This window comes from Pelagibius sp. 7325 (assembly GCF_037652055.1).
In the GTDB taxonomy this organism is placed as follows: domain Bacteria; phylum Pseudomonadota; class Alphaproteobacteria; order Kiloniellales; family Kiloniellaceae; genus Pelagibius.
The window spans coordinates 67,339-83,113 of record NZ_JBBKAH010000002.1 but is presented as its reverse complement, the minus strand read 5'-3'; the positions used below and the strand labels follow the sequence as shown (position 1 = coordinate 83,113).

Sequence of the window (15,775 nt, the reverse complement as noted above, 5' to 3'; positions counted from 1 at the left end):
TGTCCGCCGCAACGGGGGCATTTCAGGGATATCCTTACCGAGGGGCCTATGCGCCGGGTCAAATTGGACCGAATCGACCTGCAGATCCTGCAGGACCTCCAGGAAGACGGCCGGATCACCAACGTCGAGCTGGCGCGCCGCGCCGGCATCTCCGCGCCACCCTGCCTGCGCCGCGTGCGCGCGCTGGAGGAAGCCGGCTACATCAAGGGCTACCACGCCGATCTCGACGCCGAGGAACTCGGCTTCGAAGTCACCTTCTTCGCGCTGGTCGGCCTCAACAGCCAGTCGGAGACGGTGCTGCACGGCTTCGAGACGCTGGTCGCCGGCTGGCCCGAGGTGCGCGAATGCCACATGGCGCGCGGCCCCGACGACTTCGTGCTGCGGCTCGTGGCGCGCAACACGGCACACGAGAACGAGCTGACCCAGCGGCTGACCTCCGCCGCGCATGTGGTGACGGTGAAGACCATTCAGGTCATCCGCACCGCCAAGTCCACGCCGGGCGTGCCGATCGACATTGCCCAGGGCGTCGAGCCGGCCAACCACGACTGAAGCCGCTTTCTTCCCCAGGCAGCCGGTGCAGGACATGTTCGCCTGCGGCCAAGATGAGGTATGGTTGAGGGTGGTGCTGGACGCAATTCAACCGCTGCCCTATAAGGCGGCCCCAGCGCCGCCATCCTACTGCGGAAAGGAAATTCCCATGTCTTTCTCGTCGCTTAAGCGGTCTGCCCAAAGAGGCAGAGGATTCGCAACCGCCGCGGCAGCCTCGCTGTTCGCGGTCACCACGCTGGCCGGTGCCGCTCAGGCAGCCGAGGTGAAAATCGGTCTCGTGGGCGGCATCTCCGGCCCGATCGCGGCGCTGGCGCCGCCGATGATCAAGGCCTCGCAACTGGCCGTCGAGCACGTGAACGCCCAGGGCGGCATCCTGAACGGCGACACCCTGGTCGCCGTGGTCGGCGATTCGGCCTGCAGCCAGCAGGGCGGCACCGATGCCGCGACCAAGGCGGTGAACGTCGAAGGTGTCGTCGCCCTGGTCGGCCCGTATTGCTCCGGCGCCACCCTGGCCGCCGCCAACTCCGTCGCCATCCCGGCCGGCGTCGTGCTGGTTTCGCCGTCTGCGACCTCGCCGGAACTCACCAAGCTGGACGACAAGGACCTGGTATTCCGCACCGCGCCGTCGGACAGCTACCAAGGCCAGGCGCTGGCGCGCAAGCTGCTGGCCGACGGCACCCAGTCGGCCGCCGTCGCCTATCTGAACAACGACTACGGCAAGGGCTTCGCCGAGGCCTTCAGGTCGGAGTTCGAGGCCAAGGGCGGCAAGATCGCCGGCTACGCCGCGCACGAGGACGGCAAAGCCTCCTACCGCTCCGAGCTGGCCGAGCTGGCCGGCCAGGGTGCCGACACCCTGGTGCTGATCGACTACGGCGACGGCGCCGGCATGACCATCCTGCGTCAGGCGCTGGAGAACGGCTTCTTCGAGAAATTCGTTGGCGGCGACGGCATGAAGACCGATGCCCTCATCGACGCGCTGGGCGCGGACAATCTGAAGGAGTTCACCACCTCGGCGCCGGTCGGCGCGGAGTCGGCGGGTCTCGACGTGTTCAACAAGCTCTACATGGAAGCCGGCGGCGACCAGACGGCGGTCTATGCGACCACCTCCTACGACGCCGCGTTCCTGCTGGCGCTGGCCATCGAGAAGGCCGGCGCCGCCGACCGCTCGAAGATTTCGGCGGCGCTGCGCGAGGTCGCCTCGGCACCCGGCGAGGTCATCCTGCCGGGTGAGTGGGAGAAGGCGAAGAAGCTGATCGCAGAGGGCAAGGACATCAACTACCAGGGCGCCGCGGGCGATCACGAGTTCGACGCCAACGGTGACGTTCCCGGTGTCTACGCCATCTTCGGCGTGAAGGACGGCACCCTGGCGATGATGTCCGCCATCGAGTAAGCCGACGTCAGGTTTGGAAGTGCCGCACGGCGGCGGGAGCGGTCAGCTTCCGCCGCCGCTTTCGTTTCAGGGGGCTTTTCCGGCTTTCGCTTTGCGCTGCGTCGGATCTTCCGGCAGCAGGCCTTCCGGGCGGAAGCGCAGCACCAACTGCAGCATCAGCCCGATGAGGAACATGCGGATGTACTTGGCCTGGATCGCCATCTCGGTCGGCAGCTGATCGGTGACGATCTCCGTCATCGACCAGATGATCCACACCACGGCGGTGCCCAGGATGGCGCCGCGGTTGTTCCCCGAGCCGCCGAGGATCAGCATGATCCAGATGAGGAAGGTCGCGATCATCGGATCGATGCCTTCCGGCGTAATCGAGCGGTTGAAGTGGGCGAGCAGCGCGCCACCCAGGCCCATCAGGCAGGCACCGAAGACGAAGGCCTCCAGGCGGCGGAAGGCGATGTTCTTCCCTAGCGAGGCGGCCGCCGTCTCGTTGTCGCGGATGGCGCGCATCATGCGGCCCCAGGGCGAGCGGAACTGGTGCTCGACCAACAGGTAGGCGACCACGAGGCAGAGCAGCACCAGTCCGAGGTAGGCGAGCTGCGAGTAGAAGTAGTCGAGGTCTCCGAAGGGGCGCGGTAGGTTGTTGAGGCCGCGCGCCGAGTTGGTCAGCCAGTCTTCCGACTTCGCAACCAGGCGGATGATCTCGGCCACGCCGATGGTGGCGATGGCGAGGTAGTCGGAGCGAAAGCGCAGGGTGATCTTGCCGATCGGCCAGGCGATCAGGCCCGCCACCAGCATGGCGCCGATCCAGCCGACCGCCACCGGCAGCTCGAAGCCGCCGAGGCGCCCCTCCATCGCCGGGCCGGTGAGGATGGCCGAGGTATAGGCGCCGACCGCGAAGAAGCCGGCGATGCCGGCATTGAAGAGGCCGGTCAGCCCCCACTGAATATTGAGGCCGAGCGCCAGGATCGCGTAGATCCCGATGAAGATCGCCATGAAGACCGCGTAGTTGGCGAGGCCGATCCATTCCATCGTGCGTCTCCCTCTACAGGACCTTGCCGCGCAGCAGGCCGGTGGGCCTGACGGCGAGCATGATGAGCAGGATGGCAAAGGCCAGGGCTGACTTGTACTCGGACGGCAGGAACAGCACCGAGCATTCCTCGGCGATGCCGATCACCATGCCGCCCAGCACCGCGCCCTCGACGCGTCCAACGCCGCCCAGGATGGCGGCGGCGAACATCGGCAGCAGCATGTACCAGCCCATCAGCGACTTCAGCTCGGTGTTGATGCCGAGGAAGAAGCCGGCGGCGGCCGAGAGGATGCCGATGATGGTCCAGGTGAGCGCGGTGGTGAGGCGCGTGTCGATGCCGGAGAGCCGCGCGAGGTCCGGGTTGTCGGACATGGCGCGCATCGCCTTGCCCCAGCGCGTGAAAGTGAGGAAGAGCTGCAGGCCGACGACCAGCGCGGCGGTGGCCGCTAGGGTCCAGAACTCGCGATCCTTGACGCGGATGCCGAAGTAGCTTTCCGGGCGGGTGATGCCGCCGACGTAGGTCTGCGAGTCGACACCCCAGACCACCTGCACCACCGCCCGCAGCATGAGAGCCACACCCAGGGACGCGATGACGGTGAGGATGGCGCTGCGCCGGCGCAGATGCTCGTAGAACAGCCAGTGCAGCGCGACGGCAAGACCTGCCGTCGCCGCCATGGAGACGGGCAGCGCGACCCAGGGGTTCATGCCAAGCAGGCTGACCAGGGCGAGCACCAGGAAGGCGCCCATCGTCGCGAGGTCACCGTGCGCCAGGTGTGCAAAACGCAGCACCCCGAACACCAGGGTAATGCCGATGGCGCCGAGGGAGTAGATCGCCCCCAGCACGATGCCCGGCACTAGGTAGAAGTTGATGAAGCTCAGCAGGTCCATAGTCGTCAGCCGCCGAGAAACATCTGGGCGATCTCGCGGTCGGCGAGGAGACCCTGGCCGGTGCCCTCGGCGCGGTTGCGCCCGGAGGCCAGCACATAAGCACGGTCGCAGAAGCTGAGCGCCTGCTTGGCGTGCTGTTCGACCAGCAGCACGGCGACGCCGGCGGCGCGCACATCGCGCACGATCTGGAAGATCTGCTCGCAGTAGCGCGGGCTGAGGCCGGCCGTCGGCTCGTCGAGCAGCAGCAGTTGCGGGTCGAGCATCAGGGCGCGGCCGAAGGCAACCATCTGGCGCTGGCCGCCGGAAAGACTGCCGGCGGGCTTGCGGCGCTTCTCCACCAGGTCGGGGAACAGGGTGTAGATCCGCTGCAGCGCCGCTTCCACGCCGCTGCGGCGCAGGAAGGCACCCATCTCGAGATTTTCTTCCACGGTCATCTCGCGGAACACATTGTCGACCTGCGGCACGTAGCCGATGCCGCAGCGCACGATGCGGTTGGGTGCCCAGCCGGCGATGTCGCGGTCGTCGAAGCGGATGGCGCCGCCGCGCACCTGAACCAGGCCGAAGATGGCCTTCAATGCCGTCGACTTGCCGGCTCCGTTGGGTCCGACGATGCCGACGATCTCGTGGCGGCCGACGGTCAGGTCGATGCCGTGCAGGATGTCCGCGCCGCTGCCGTAGCCGCCGGTCACGCCGGCGACGCTCAGGATCGGGCTGCCGGTCTGGGTGTGGCTCATGCGGTGCTTTCGCCGAGGTAGGCTTCCAGAACGTGCGGATTGCGGCGCACGGTCTCGAAGTCGCCTTCGACCAGCACGCGTCCCTCGGCCATGCAGATGACCGGGTCACAGAGCTTTTCGATGAAGGCCATGTCGTGTTCAACCAGCAGGAAAGTGAAGCCGCGCTCGCGGTTGAGGCGGAGAATTTTCTCCTCGACCTCGCGCAGCAGGGTGCGGTTGACGCCGGCGGCCGGCTCGTCAAGCAACACCAGCTTGGGGTCGGTCATCATGGTGCGGCCGAGTTCCAGCAGCTTCTTCTGGCCGCCGGAGAGATTGCCGGCGCGCTCGCCGGCCAGATGCGTGAGGCCGAGGAAGGCGAGGGTGTCCTCGGCGCGGGCGCGCACTTCGTCCTCGCGGCGGGTCACTCTCTTCCAGGCCAGCCAATTCTCCCACAGGCGCTCGCCGTCCTGGTGGTCGGCGGCGACCATCAGGTTTTCCAGCACCGTCAGGCGATGAAACTCATGAGGGATCTGGAAGGTGCGCACGAGGCCGCGCGCAAAGCGCCGGTGCGGGCGCAGATGGGAGATGTCCTCGCCGAGAAACGCCACGGTACCGCTGTCGGGGCTGAGCGCGCCGGCGATGAGGTTGAACAGCGTCGTCTTGCCGGCACCGTTGGGGCCGATCAGGCCGGTGATGGTGCCTTCGGCCACGGAGAAGCTGCAGTGGTCGACCGCCCGGAAGCCGCCAAAGTTCTTCGTCAGCTCGGTGAGTACGAGCATCTGGTCCTCAAACCCGTTCTTATTCTTGTTCTTCTTCTTCGCGCGGCCCCGCAGCGATCGGCCCGCCCCTGATTTTCGTCCGGCCGCGTGCGGCCGCCCTTGAGGCTGTGAGCGATCAGCTTAGCAGAGCTGTATAGGAAAAGCCGCCGGCCTTGTCCATGTCGGACAAGGCCGGTTCAGCCGTGTTCCGGCGGTTCAGCCTAGATGTACTGGACCTTGAGGATCTCGTAGGCCTTGGAGCCGGCGGGGGTCATCACCTCGACGGAATCGCCGACCTCCTTGCCGATCAGGGCGCGCGCCAGCGGCGCGGTGATCGACAGGCGGCCTTCTTTTACGTCGGCCTCCATCTCGCCGACCAGCTGATAGGCCGTCTTCGCGTCGGTGTCCTCGTCCACCAGGGTGACGGTGGCGCCGAACTTCACGGTCTTGCCGTTCAGGCTGGCGACGTCGATGACCTCGGCGCGGGCGATCTTGTCTTCAAGCTCGGCCACACGGCCTTCAATGAAGCTCTGGCGCTCGCGCGCGGCATGGTATTCTGCGTTCTCCGAAAGGTCGCCGTGCTCGCGCGCTTCGGCGATGGCGCGAATGACCTCCGGGCGCGCCGTCGACTTCAGGTAACGCAATTCTTCTTCCAGGCGGGCGAAACCGCTCGCCGTCATGGGAACTTTATCGCTCATGGGAGCAAGCCTAGTACTTTCCTAAATGACCAAGAGAGTAACTTTGCCCGATCCGTGGCGGCATTGAAAGTGGCCGCCTCAATAGGACCCAATAAAGTAAGACTGCAGCGGGGCGACTGCAAGATCGTCGGATTTCAGCGCCTCAATGGCCTTAACAGCAGCCCGGGCGCCGGCGACCGTGGTGCTGTAGGGCACCGAATTGGTTAATGCGGTGCGCCTGAGCTCAAAAGAGTCGGCGATCGCCTTGGCATCTTCGGTGGTATTGAAGACCAGCTGTACCTCGCCGGATTTCATGGCGTCGACGATGTGCGGGCGGCCTTCCCGCACCTTCTTGATGGTCTCGATGGTAAGCCCTTGATCCGCCAGAAATTTGGCTGTGCCGCCGGTCGCGAGAATCCGGAAGCCCAGGGCGGCGATGGCACGCGCCACCGGGGCGATGGCCGCCTTGTCGTCGTCCTTCACGGAGATGAAGACCGTGCCGCTCTGGGGTAGGGTGACACCGGCGCCCAGCTGGGCCTTCAGGAAGGCGCGCGCGAAATCGCGGTCGAGGCCCATGACCTCACCGGTCGAGCGCATTTCCGGGCCTAGCATGACGTCGACGCCGGGGAAGCGCGCGAAGGGGAAGACCGCTTCCTTAACCGCCACGTGCTTCAACGGCACCTGGTTCCCCTTGGGCGGCAGGCCGAAGCCTGCCAGTTTCTCGCCGGCCATGATGCGGGCGGCGATCTTGGCGATCGGCAGTCCGGTTGCCTTGGCGACGAAGGGCACCGTGCGGCTGGCGCGCGGGTTGACCTCCAGGATGTAGATCTCCTCGCCGCGCACGGCGAACTGGACGTTCATCAGACCGACCACGCCCAGGGCGCGGGCGAGCTGTTCGGTCTGGCGACCGATCTCCTCGACGATGGCGGGGGCGAGGCTGTAGGGCGGCAGCGAACAGGCGGAGTCGCCGGAATGGATGCCGGCCTCCTCGATGTGCTCCATGACGCCGGCAACGAAGACGTCGGTGCCGTCGGCCACCGCGTCGACGTCGACCTCGACCGCCTCGCGCAGGTAGCTGTCGATCAGCACCGGGTTCTTGCCCGAGACCTTCACCGCCGTCTCGATGTAGCGCTCCAGGCGTTCCGGATTGTGAACGATTTCCATGGCGCGGCCACCCAGCACATAGGACGGGCGGATGAGCACCGGGTAGCCGATCTTCTCGGCCACGGCCAGGGCCTCGGCCTTCGAGGTCGCAGTGCCGTTGGGCGGCTGCCTCAGGCCGAGATCGGCGAGCAGCGCCTGGAAGCGCTTCCTGTCCTCGGCGAGATCGATGGCGTCCGGCGCGGTGCCCAGGATGGGAATGCCGGCGGCCTCCAGGTCGTTGGCCAGCTTCAGCGGCGTCTGGCCGCCGAACTGCACGATGACTCCTTTAAGGGTGCCGCGGCTCTGCTCCTTGCGGGCGATGCCGACGACGTCCTCGGTGGTCAGCGGCTCGAAGTACAGCCGGTCGGAGGTGTCGTAGTCGGTGGAGACCGTCTCCGGGTTGCAGTTCACCATGATCGTCTCGTAGCCGGCCTCGCTGAGGGCATAGGCGGCGTGGACGCAGCAGTAGTCGAACTCGATGCCCTGGCCGATGCGGTTCGGTCCGCCGCCCAGGATCATCACCTTGGTGCGCTCGCTGGGATCGGCCTCGCACTCGGCCGGCAGGGGACCGTTGGGCCCCTGGTGACCGCCTTCGTAGGCGGCGTACATGTAGGGGGTGATCGAGGCGAACTCGCCGGCACAGGTGTCGATGCGCTTGTAGACGGCGGTGATGCCGGCCGCCTTGCGTTCGGCCAGGACGGCGCTCTCCTCGCGCCCGGTCAGCTCGCCCAGGCGCGCGTCGGAGAAGCCGAGCTTCTTCAGGCGCAACCAGCCGTCGTGATCCTGCGGCAAGCCGGCCTTGCGCACCCCGTCCTCGACGGCGACGAGCTCCTGGACCTGGCGCAGGAACCACGGGTCGTAATGGGTGGTCTCCAGGATCTCGACCAACGTCAGGCCGTGGCGGAAGGCCTGGGCGATGGTCAGCAGGCGGTCGGGGCGCGGCGCGGCCAGCGCGGTGCGCACGGCGTCGCGATCAACCTTACCTTCGGCGTCGACGGCGCCGGGGATGTCCACCTCGTTAAGGCCGGTCAGGCCCGTCTCCATGGAGCGCAGCGCCTTCTGCAGCGACTCTGCGAAGCAACGGCCGATCGCCATGGCCTCGCCCACCGACTTCATGGAGGTGGTGAGGGTCGGCTCGGCGCCGGGGAACTTTTCGAAGGTGAAGCGCGGCATCTTCGTGACCACGTAGTCGATGGTCGGCTCGAAGGAGGCCGGGGTCACCCTGGTAATGTCGTTGTCGAGTTCGTCGAGCGTGTAGCCGACCGCGAGCTTTGCGGCGATCTTGGCGATCGGGAAGCCGGTCGCCTTGGACGCCAGCGCCGAGGAGCGCGAGACACGCGGGTTCATCTCGATGATGACCAGATCGCCGTCCTCGGGATTGATGGCGAACTGTACGTTGGAGCCGCCGGTGTCGACGCCGATCTCGCGCAGCACGGCGATCGAGGCGTCGCGCAGGATCTGGTATTCCTTGTCGGTCAGCGTCAACGCCGGCGCGACGGTGACGGAATCGCCGGTGTGGATGCCCATCGGATCGATGTTCTCGATGGAGCAGATGATGATGCAGTTGTCCGCGCAATCGCGGACCACCTCCATCTCGTACTCCTTCCAGCCCAGCACCGACTGCTCGATCAGGACTTCCTTGGTCGGCGAAGCGCGCAGGCCGCCCTTGACGATCTCCTCGAACTCATCGGCATTGTAGGCGATGCCGCCGCCGGTGCCGCCCAGGGTGAAGGAGGGGCGGATGATCGCCGGCAGGCCGATCTCAGGCAGCACCGCCAAGGCCTCCTCGAAGGAGTTCACTTGGTGCGAGCGCGGCGACTTCAGGCCGATCTTATCCATCGCCACGCGGAACCGCTGGCGATCTTCCGCCTTGTCGATGACGTCGGCCTTGGCGCCGATCATCTCTACCCCGAACTTTTCCAGCGTGCCGTCGCGCTCCAGCGCCAGGCCGGTGTTCAGCGCGGTCTGCCCGCCCATGGTGGGCAGCAGGGCGTCCGGGCGCTCGCGCTCGATGACCTTGGCGACCATGGCCGGCGTGATCGGCTCTATGTAGGTGGCGTCGGCCAGGTCCGGGTCGGTCATGATGGTGGCGGGATTGGAGTTCACCAGGATCACCCGGTAGCCCTCCTCCTTCAGCGCCTTGCAGGCCTGCGCGCCGGAATAGTCGAACTCGCAGGCCTGGCCGATGACGATCGGGCCGGCGCCGATGATCAGGATCGATTTGATGTCTGTGCGTTTGGGCATGCTATTTGGCGCTGACCTTGTGATCTTCGATTCCCTTGTGGTCTTCGATCAGGGAGACGAAGCGCTCGAAGAGGTAATGGCTGTCCTTGGGGCCGGGCGAGGCCTCGGGGTGATACTGCACGGAGAACACCGGGCGGCCTTCGACGGCGATGCCTTCGTTGGTGCCGTCGAACAGCGAGACGTGGCTCTCGACGACGCCCTTCGGCAGGGTCGCGGTGTCGACCATGAAGCCGTGGTTCTGGCTGGTGATCTCCACCTTGCCGGTGACGAGGTCTTTCACCGGGTGGTTGGCGCCGCGGTGGCCGCGCTGCATCTTCGTCGTCTTGGCGCCCAGCGCGAGCGCCAGCAACTGGTGACCAAGGCAGATGCCGAACACCGGCTTGCCGGTCTCCAGCACCTTTTGAATTGCCGGCACGGCATAGACCCCCGTTGCCGCCGGGTCACCCGGGCCGTTGGAAAGGAACACGCCGTCCGGGTTGTGACCCAGGATGTCCTCGGCGCTGGTGTCGGCCGGCACCACGGTCACGTCGCAGCCGAGACTGGCAAGGCAGCGCAGGATGTTGCGCTTGGCGCCGTAGTCGATGGCGACGACCTTGTGGCGCGGGGTGGCCTGGCGGCCGTAGCCGTGGCCCGGTGCCCAGGCCGTCTCGTGCCAGTGATAGGTCTGGCGGCAGCTCACCTCGGCCGCGAGGTCCATGCCCTCCAGCCCCGGCCATTCGGCGGCCATCTTCCGGCAGGCTTCGATGTCCACATTTCCGTCCGGAAAATGCACGATGGTGCCGTGCGGGGCGCCGAGGTCGCGGATGCGCCGGGTGATGGCGCGGCTGTCGACGCCGGCGACGCCCGCCAGGTTGTGCGACTTCAGCCAGGCATCGAAGTGCTGGACATTGCGCCAGTTCGAAGGCTCGGTGATGTCGGCGCGCAACACAACGCCGCGCACCGCAGGGGTGACGGTCTCGATGTCTTCCGGGTTGGTACCGACGTTGCCGATGTGGGGGAAGGTGAAGGTGATGATCTCGCCGGCGTAGGAGGGGTCGGTGCAGATTTCCTGGTAGCCGGTCATCGAAGTGTTGAAGCAGACCTCGCCGACCGCCTGGCCGGCGGCGCCCAGACCCTTGCCCCAGAACACGCTGCCGTCCGCCAGCACCAGCGCGGCGGTAACGCCCGGGGGAACCGAAACGGGCGCAGCGGAAAACGGCCCGTCCGTGACAGACGGGGGCGGGGACTTGGAAGTGTCGTTCATGAAGCGGATCCTCGGAACGCGAGCGGGGTGATGTTTAAGGGAAAGGCCCGCCCCGGTCAAGCCTAAGCAAAAGTTCAAACTTCTTATATTTCAATAACTTAATTCCGCATTGGGCATTTTGCCATTTCGGATGAATTGAGCTAACCTCCCGCGCTTCGCGAGTCACTGGAAAGACCATAGATGCTGCGCACCCGTCTGAACGACGCTCTGAAAGACGCTATGAAAGCCAAGGAAGCCCGGGCCACCTCGACCCTGCGGCTGATCCTGGCTGCCCTGAAGGACCGCGACATCGCAGAGCGCACCAAGGGCAACGGTGACGGCCTGGGCGATGAAGCCATCCTGGAGATGCTCCAGAAGATGGTGCGTCAGCGCCATGAATCCATCGAGATGTACACCAAGGGCAGCCGTCCGGAACTGGCCAAGCGCGAGGCCGAGGAGATCGAGGTCATCGAGCGCTTCCTGCCCAAGCAAATGGACGAGACCGACATGCGCGGGGCCATCGACGGCGTGATCGGCGAACTGGGCGCGTCCAGCGTGAAGGACATGGGACGCGTCATGGCGACCCTCAAGGAGCGCTACCCCGGCCGCATGGACTTCGGCAAGGCCAGCGGCATCGTGAAGGAAGCCCTCGTCTAAGGCTGGGTCCAAGGCTGGAGCGGTAGCCGGTATTTCTTCCTCAGGGCCTGGCACTTGATATTCCGGCATTCGGCGCCAGATATCCCAAACAACCCCCAGGTTTTCCAAGCGTTCTCCCCCGTTTCGCCTACAATATTGTTGGCGACTCGGCGCCGGCTCGGGTGCGGCGCTGCGGCGGCTTTGATAGTTTGGGCGGCTGCCGGCCGCCTTTGCCGCCCGCGGGGGCAAGGGCGGTCTTCTCAAACCAGCGGTGCCAATGGCCTTTCCACCGGAATTTCTGGACGAACTGCGCAATCGGGTCACCACCTCCGAGGTGGTGGGCAAGCGCGTGAAGCTGGTGAAGAAGGGGCGCGAGCATTCCGGGCTCTGCCCCTTCCACAACGAGAAGACGCCTTCCTTCACCGTCAATGACGACAAGGGCTTCTACCACTGCTTCGGCTGCGGGGCGCACGGCTCGGCCATCGACTTCGTGATGAACACCGAGGGCCTGAGCTTCCCCGAGACGGTCGAGCGTCTGGCTGGCCTGGCCGGCCTGCAGGTGCCGCAGGAGCGGCCGGAGGACCGCCAGCGCGCCGAAAAGCGCGCCGGCCTCATCGACGTCCTGGAAGCCGCCTGCCTGTGGTTCGAGGAACAGCTGCGGACCGAAGCGGGCAAGGAAGCGCGCGATTATCTCGCCGGCCGCGGCCTTGCGCCCGAGACCGTGAAGGCCTTCCGCCTCGGCTTCGCGCCGCGCCAGCGGGGCGTGCTCGCCAAGGCGCTGCGCGCCCGCGGCATCACCGTCGATCAGCTGATCGAGGCCGGCCTGGTGAAGCGGGCCGAGGACGGTGAGAGAGGGGGAGATTCAGGGGAAGCCTTGGGCAACGAGGGGGGCCTCAGGGACTACTTCTTCCACCGGGTGATCTTCCCAATCACCGACCGGCGCGGCCGGGTGATCGCCTTCGGCGGACGCACGCTGGGCGATTCCAAGGCCAAGTACCTGAATTCGCCGGACACGCCGCTCTTCCACAAGGGCCGTGTGCTGTACAACCTGGCGCGCGCCAGGAAGGCCGCCCACGACACCGGCGAACTGCTGGTGACCGAAGGCTACATGGACGTCATTGCCCTCGCCGAGGGCGGCTTTCCCGCCGCCGTGGCGCCGCTGGGCACGGCTTTGACCGAGGATCAGATCGAGGAGCTGTGGCGCCTCGCCGCGGAGCCGACGCTCTGTTTCGATGGCGATGCCGCCGGCCAGCGTGCCGCCTTCCGCGCCGCCCAGCGGGCGCTGCCGCTGCTGAAGCCCGGCAAGAGCCTGCTGTTCGCCCTGCTGCCGCCGGGCGAGGACCCGGACAGCCTGCTGCGCAGCCAGGGCCCCCAGGCGGTGCGGGCGATGCTCGACGCCGCCCAGCCGCTGGCCGACGTCATCTGGCGCAAGGCAACCGAAGGGCGCGCGGCGGATACGCCGGAGCGCCGGGCGGCGATCCGCGCCGACCTGCGCGCAGAGGTCCGTAACATCCGCGACCCGGAGTTGCGCGAGGACTACCGCCAGGAGATGGAGCGTCGCTTCGAGGCGGTTTTCGGCTATGGCGGCCAGGCCCGGGGGCAAGCTGGGCAGGGCCGGGCGGCCGCCGGCGCTCAAGCCAAGCGTTTCGGGGGGCGTTCGGGGGGGCGTTTTGCCGGCAAAGGGCGGCGCTGGGGTCCGATTGACCCTTTGGAGGGGCTGCCGGCCAAGCAGCGGCGGCCGGGCGACATGCTGCGCCTGGAGCGGCCCGAACAATTACTCCTTGCCACCTTGATTAACCATAACAGTTTATTAATTGAGTTCGTCGAGGATCTCGCTGGGGTCGACTTCATCAGCGCCGACCTCAATGCCCTCCGCCAAGCCCTGATCGATTGCGTGGCGCGCCATGCGGAACTTGACAGCGAAGGTGTGAAATGCCACCTCTCCAGCCAGGGGTATTCGGGGCTTTTGGCCACGCTGTTAACCCCGGAGGTATATGTTCATGGCAGGTTTGCCCGTCCCGACGCCTCTGCCGAGGTGGCGCGGCAATCTGTCTTGCACATTTTGGGGGTGTTGCGTGATCGCCAATCGGGGCAGCTGCGCGCCGAGGAGGCACGGGCCCTGGCGGCAGATATGACGGCGGAGCAGTTGCAGCGGGTCCAGGCCCGTCAAAGACTGCTGAGTGAAGAAAACGGCCGCAAAGTGGATCTGGACCGATTTGAGGCGATGCTTCAAACGAGCTCGAACAAAGCGGACAGTTGAGGGTACCGCGCCGGCGCGGCAAGAGGCTGCGCGGGCGTTAATCGACGCGGCCGGTACCCCGGTCGAAGCATCTTCATGGTCGGGGCGCCGGCCATGGCATCTTGAGGTAGTGGGCTGAATGGCGACCAAGGCGAACGAAAACGCTGAAGCGGCGGAATCGCGGGACGAGACCCCCGACGGACCCCTGATGGACTCGATGTCCGCGTCCGTAAAGAAGATGATCGCGAAAGCGAAGGAGCGCGGCTACGTCACCTATGACGAACTGAACGCCGTGCTCCCGCCGGACCAGATGTCGTCCGAGCAGATCGAGGACATCATGTCCCTGCTGTCGGAGATGGGCATCACCGTCATCGAGAGCGAGGAGCAGGACGACTCCGCCAGCGACGACGACGGCAAGGAAGGCGAAAAGGCCGTCACCGGCAACCTCAACGACGACGACATCGGCCGCACCGACGACCCGGTGCGCATGTACCTGCGCGAGATGGGCTCGGTCGAACTGCTGTCGCGCGAGGGCGAAATCGCCATCGCTAAGCGCATCGAGGCCGGCCGCGAGAAGATGATCGGCGGCATCTGCGAAAGCCCGCTGACCATTCGCGCCCTGCTGACCTGGCGCGAGGCCCTGATCGAGGGCCGCATCCTGCTGCGCGACATCATCGACCTCGACGCCACCTATGGCGGCGGACCGTCCGAAGACGCCCTGAACCAGGCGGTCACCGAGATCGCGGGAATGGAAGACGAGCCGGCCCCGAAGGAAGAGGCCAAGGACAAGGCCGGCAAGGAAGACGCCAAGGGCGACACGAAGGAAGCCAAGGCAAAGGGCAAGGCTGCCAAGGTCGAGGAAGAGGCCGGCGCCAAGGCAAAGGGCAAGCAGGCCGCCAATGACGAGGGCGAGGCGCCCGAGCAAACGGGCGAGAAGGCCGAAGGCGAGGACGACGAAGACGACGAAGAGGAGGAGAACTCCATCTCGCTCGCGGCCATGGAGGCGGCGCTGCTGCCCCAGGTGCTCGACACCTTCGATGAAATTTCAAAGACCTGGAAGAAGATTACCAAGGTCCAGGAAAAGCGCCTGACCGCGCTGCAGCGCGGCGAGAAGACCGTGCCGGCGACGGAGAAGCGCTATGAGAAGCTGCAGGAAGAACTGGTCGCGCTGATGGAAGGCGTGCACTTCAACAATGCGCGCCTGGAGCAGCTCGTCGACCAGCTGTACGGTCTCAACCGCCGCCTGCTCGGCTTCGAGGGCAAGATGCTGCGCATGGCCGAGCGCTGCGGCGTCGACCGCCAGGATTTCCTTGACCATTACTTCGGGCGCGAGCTCGACCCGCGCTGGGTCAGCCGCGTGAAGCGCCTGGCGGGCAAGGGCTGGTCGAAGTTCGCCGACCGCTACGGCGACGAGGTGAAGGGCATCCGCAAGGAGGTGGCCGACGTCGCCGCCGAGAGCGAGCTGCCGATCAGCGAGTTCCGCCGCATCGTGAAGACGGTGCAGACCGGCGAGAAGGAAGCCAGCAAGGCGAAGACGGAGATGGTCGAGGCCAACCTGCGTCTCGTGATCTCCATCGCTAAGAAATACACCAACCGCGGCCTGCAGTTCCTCGACCTCATCCAGGAAGGCAACATCGGCCTCATGAAGGCGGTCGACAAGTTCGAGTACCGCCGCGGCTACAAGTTCTCGACCTACGCGACCTGGTGGATCCGCCAGGCGATCACCCGTTCGATCGCCGACCAGGCGCGCACCATCCGCATTCCGGTGCACATGATCGAGACGATCAACAAGCTGGTGCGTACCAGCCGCCAGATGCTGCACGAGATCGGCCGCGAGCCGACGCCGGAAGAGCTTGCCGAGCGCCTCGTCATGCCGCTGGAGAAGGTGCGCAAGGTCCTCAAGATCGCCAAGGAGCCGATCTCCCTGGAGACGCCGATCGGCGACGAGGAGGACAGCCACCTCGGCGATTTCATCGAGGACAAGAACGCGGTCATTCCGCTGGACGCCGCCATCCAGTCCAACCTGCGCGAGACCACGACGCGGGTGCTGGCGAGCCTGACGCCGCGCGAGGAGCGCGTGCTGCGCATGCGCTTCGGCATCGGCATGAACACCGACCACACCCTGGAAGAGGTCGGCCAGCAGTTCTCGGTGACCCGCGAGCGCATCCGCCAGATCGAGGCCAAGGCGCTGCGCAAGCTGAAGCACCCGTCACGCTCGCGCAAGCTGCGCTCGTTCCTGGATACCTGAGCGAAGCAGAGCCGGAAATCATAAGGGGCCGCTCTTCGGAGTGGCCC

At 66.1% G+C, this 15,775-nt stretch carries 12 protein-coding genes; 5 read left to right on the top strand and 7 right to left on the bottom strand.

The features are described 5' to 3' along the window. Positions 1–48 precede the first annotated feature (48 nt). Entirely contained in the window at positions 49–549 is a 501-nt protein-coding gene (locus WDC82_RS02255) for an Lrp/AsnC family transcriptional regulator (RefSeq protein ID WP_340115629.1), read from the top strand. A 148-nt stretch (positions 550–697) separates the two neighbouring features. Further along, positions 698–1,939, top strand: a complete 1,242-nt coding sequence (locus tag WDC82_RS02250; protein ID WP_340115628.1) for an ABC transporter substrate-binding protein — start codon at positions 698–700, stop codon at positions 1,937–1,939. 66 nt (positions 1,940–2,005) lie between these two features. Here WDC82_RS02250 and WDC82_RS02245 read toward each other — a convergent pair whose 3' ends face one another. The 7 genes from WDC82_RS02245 to carA form a co-directional block, all read right to left on the bottom strand. After that, the gene (locus WDC82_RS02245) at positions 2,006–2,962 is read right to left on the bottom strand and encodes a branched-chain amino acid ABC transporter permease (protein WP_340115627.1); all 957 of its coding nucleotides are present in this window, start codon (positions 2,960–2,962) and stop codon (positions 2,006–2,008) included. 13 nt (positions 2,963–2,975) lie between these two features. Next, positions 2,976–3,848, bottom strand: a complete 873-nt coding sequence (locus WDC82_RS02240; RefSeq protein ID WP_340115626.1) for a branched-chain amino acid ABC transporter permease — start codon at positions 3,846–3,848, stop codon at positions 2,976–2,978. A gap of 5 nt (positions 3,849–3,853) precedes the next feature. Continuing rightward, positions 3,854–4,582 carry an ABC transporter ATP-binding protein gene (locus tag WDC82_RS02235; protein ID WP_340115625.1) on the bottom strand — a complete coding sequence of 243 codons (729 nt, stop codon included), beginning with the start codon at positions 4,580–4,582 and terminating at the stop codon, positions 3,854–3,856. Next, positions 4,579–5,340, bottom strand: a complete 762-nt coding sequence (locus tag WDC82_RS02230) for an ABC transporter ATP-binding protein (RefSeq protein WP_340115624.1) — start codon at positions 5,338–5,340, stop codon at positions 4,579–4,581. Before WDC82_RS02230 ends, WDC82_RS02235 begins: the two co-directional genes overlap by 4 nt. A gap of 200 nt (positions 5,341–5,540) precedes the next feature. Next, positions 5,541–6,017 (bottom strand): transcription elongation factor GreA, encoded by a 477-nt coding sequence (greA, locus tag WDC82_RS02225; protein WP_340115623.1) that lies wholly within the window; start codon positions 6,015–6,017, stop codon positions 5,541–5,543. 78 nt (positions 6,018–6,095) lie between these two features. After that, entirely contained in the window at positions 6,096–9,383 is a 3,288-nt protein-coding gene (gene carB / locus WDC82_RS02220) for a carbamoyl-phosphate synthase large subunit (RefSeq protein ID WP_340115622.1), read from the bottom strand. A 1-nt stretch (position 9,384) separates the two neighbouring features. After that, a complete protein-coding gene (gene carA, locus WDC82_RS02215; RefSeq protein WP_340115621.1) occupies positions 9,385–10,626 on the bottom strand; it encodes a glutamine-hydrolyzing carbamoyl-phosphate synthase small subunit in 1,242 nt (413 codons plus the stop codon). Positions 10,627–10,806: 180 nt separating this feature from the next. Between carA and WDC82_RS02210 the strand changes: the two genes are divergently transcribed. The 3 genes from WDC82_RS02210 to rpoD all read left to right on the top strand — a co-directional run bounded on the left by WDC82_RS02210 (position 10,807) and on the right by rpoD (position 15,728). Further along, positions 10,807–11,262 carry a GatB/YqeY domain-containing protein gene (locus tag WDC82_RS02210; protein WP_340115620.1) on the top strand — a complete coding sequence of 152 codons (456 nt, stop codon included), beginning with the start codon at positions 10,807–10,809 and terminating at the stop codon, positions 11,260–11,262. Between the two features lie 256 nt (positions 11,263–11,518). Next, positions 11,519–13,501, top strand: a complete 1,983-nt coding sequence (dnaG, locus tag WDC82_RS02205; RefSeq protein WP_340115619.1) for a DNA primase — start codon at positions 11,519–11,521, stop codon at positions 13,499–13,501. 118 nt (positions 13,502–13,619) lie between these two features. Next, complete coding sequence (rpoD, locus tag WDC82_RS02200) at positions 13,620–15,728, top strand: RNA polymerase sigma factor RpoD (protein ID WP_340115618.1); 2,109 nt, start codon at positions 13,620–13,622, stop codon at positions 15,726–15,728. Positions 15,729–15,775: the final 47 nt, after the last annotated feature.

What these genes read in the sequence shown, in the direction of transcription:
- rpoD (WP_340115618.1), top strand. Translation starts at nt 13,620, where the DNA reads ATGGCGACCAAGGCGAACGAAAACGCTGAAGCGGCGGAATCGCGGGAC.
- WDC82_RS02240 (WP_340115626.1), bottom strand. Translation starts at nt 3,848, where the DNA reads ATGGACCTGCTGAGCTTCATCAACTTCTACCTAGTGCCGGGCATCGTG.
- WDC82_RS02230 (WP_340115624.1), bottom strand. Translation starts at nt 5,340, where the DNA reads ATGCTCGTACTCACCGAGCTGACGAAGAACTTTGGCGGCTTCCGGGCG.
- carB (WP_340115622.1), bottom strand. Translation starts at nt 9,383, where the DNA reads ATGCCCAAACGCACAGACATCAAATCGATCCTGATCATCGGCGCCGGC.
- dnaG (WP_340115619.1), top strand. Translation starts at nt 11,519, where the DNA reads ATGGCCTTTCCACCGGAATTTCTGGACGAACTGCGCAATCGGGTCACC.
- WDC82_RS02210 (WP_340115620.1), top strand. Translation starts at nt 10,807, where the DNA reads ATGCTGCGCACCCGTCTGAACGACGCTCTGAAAGACGCTATGAAAGCC.
- greA (WP_340115623.1), bottom strand. Translation starts at nt 6,017, where the DNA reads ATGAGCGATAAAGTTCCCATGACGGCGAGCGGTTTCGCCCGCCTGGAA.
- WDC82_RS02250 (WP_340115628.1), top strand. Translation starts at nt 698, where the DNA reads ATGTCTTTCTCGTCGCTTAAGCGGTCTGCCCAAAGAGGCAGAGGATTC.
- WDC82_RS02245 (WP_340115627.1), bottom strand. Translation starts at nt 2,962, where the DNA reads ATGGAATGGATCGGCCTCGCCAACTACGCGGTCTTCATGGCGATCTTC.
- WDC82_RS02255 (WP_340115629.1), top strand. Translation starts at nt 49, where the DNA reads ATGCGCCGGGTCAAATTGGACCGAATCGACCTGCAGATCCTGCAGGAC.
- carA (WP_340115621.1), bottom strand. Translation starts at nt 10,626, where the DNA reads ATGAACGACACTTCCAAGTCCCCGCCCCCGTCTGTCACGGACGGGCCG.
- WDC82_RS02235 (WP_340115625.1), bottom strand. Translation starts at nt 4,582, where the DNA reads ATGAGCCACACCCAGACCGGCAGCCCGATCCTGAGCGTCGCCGGCGTG.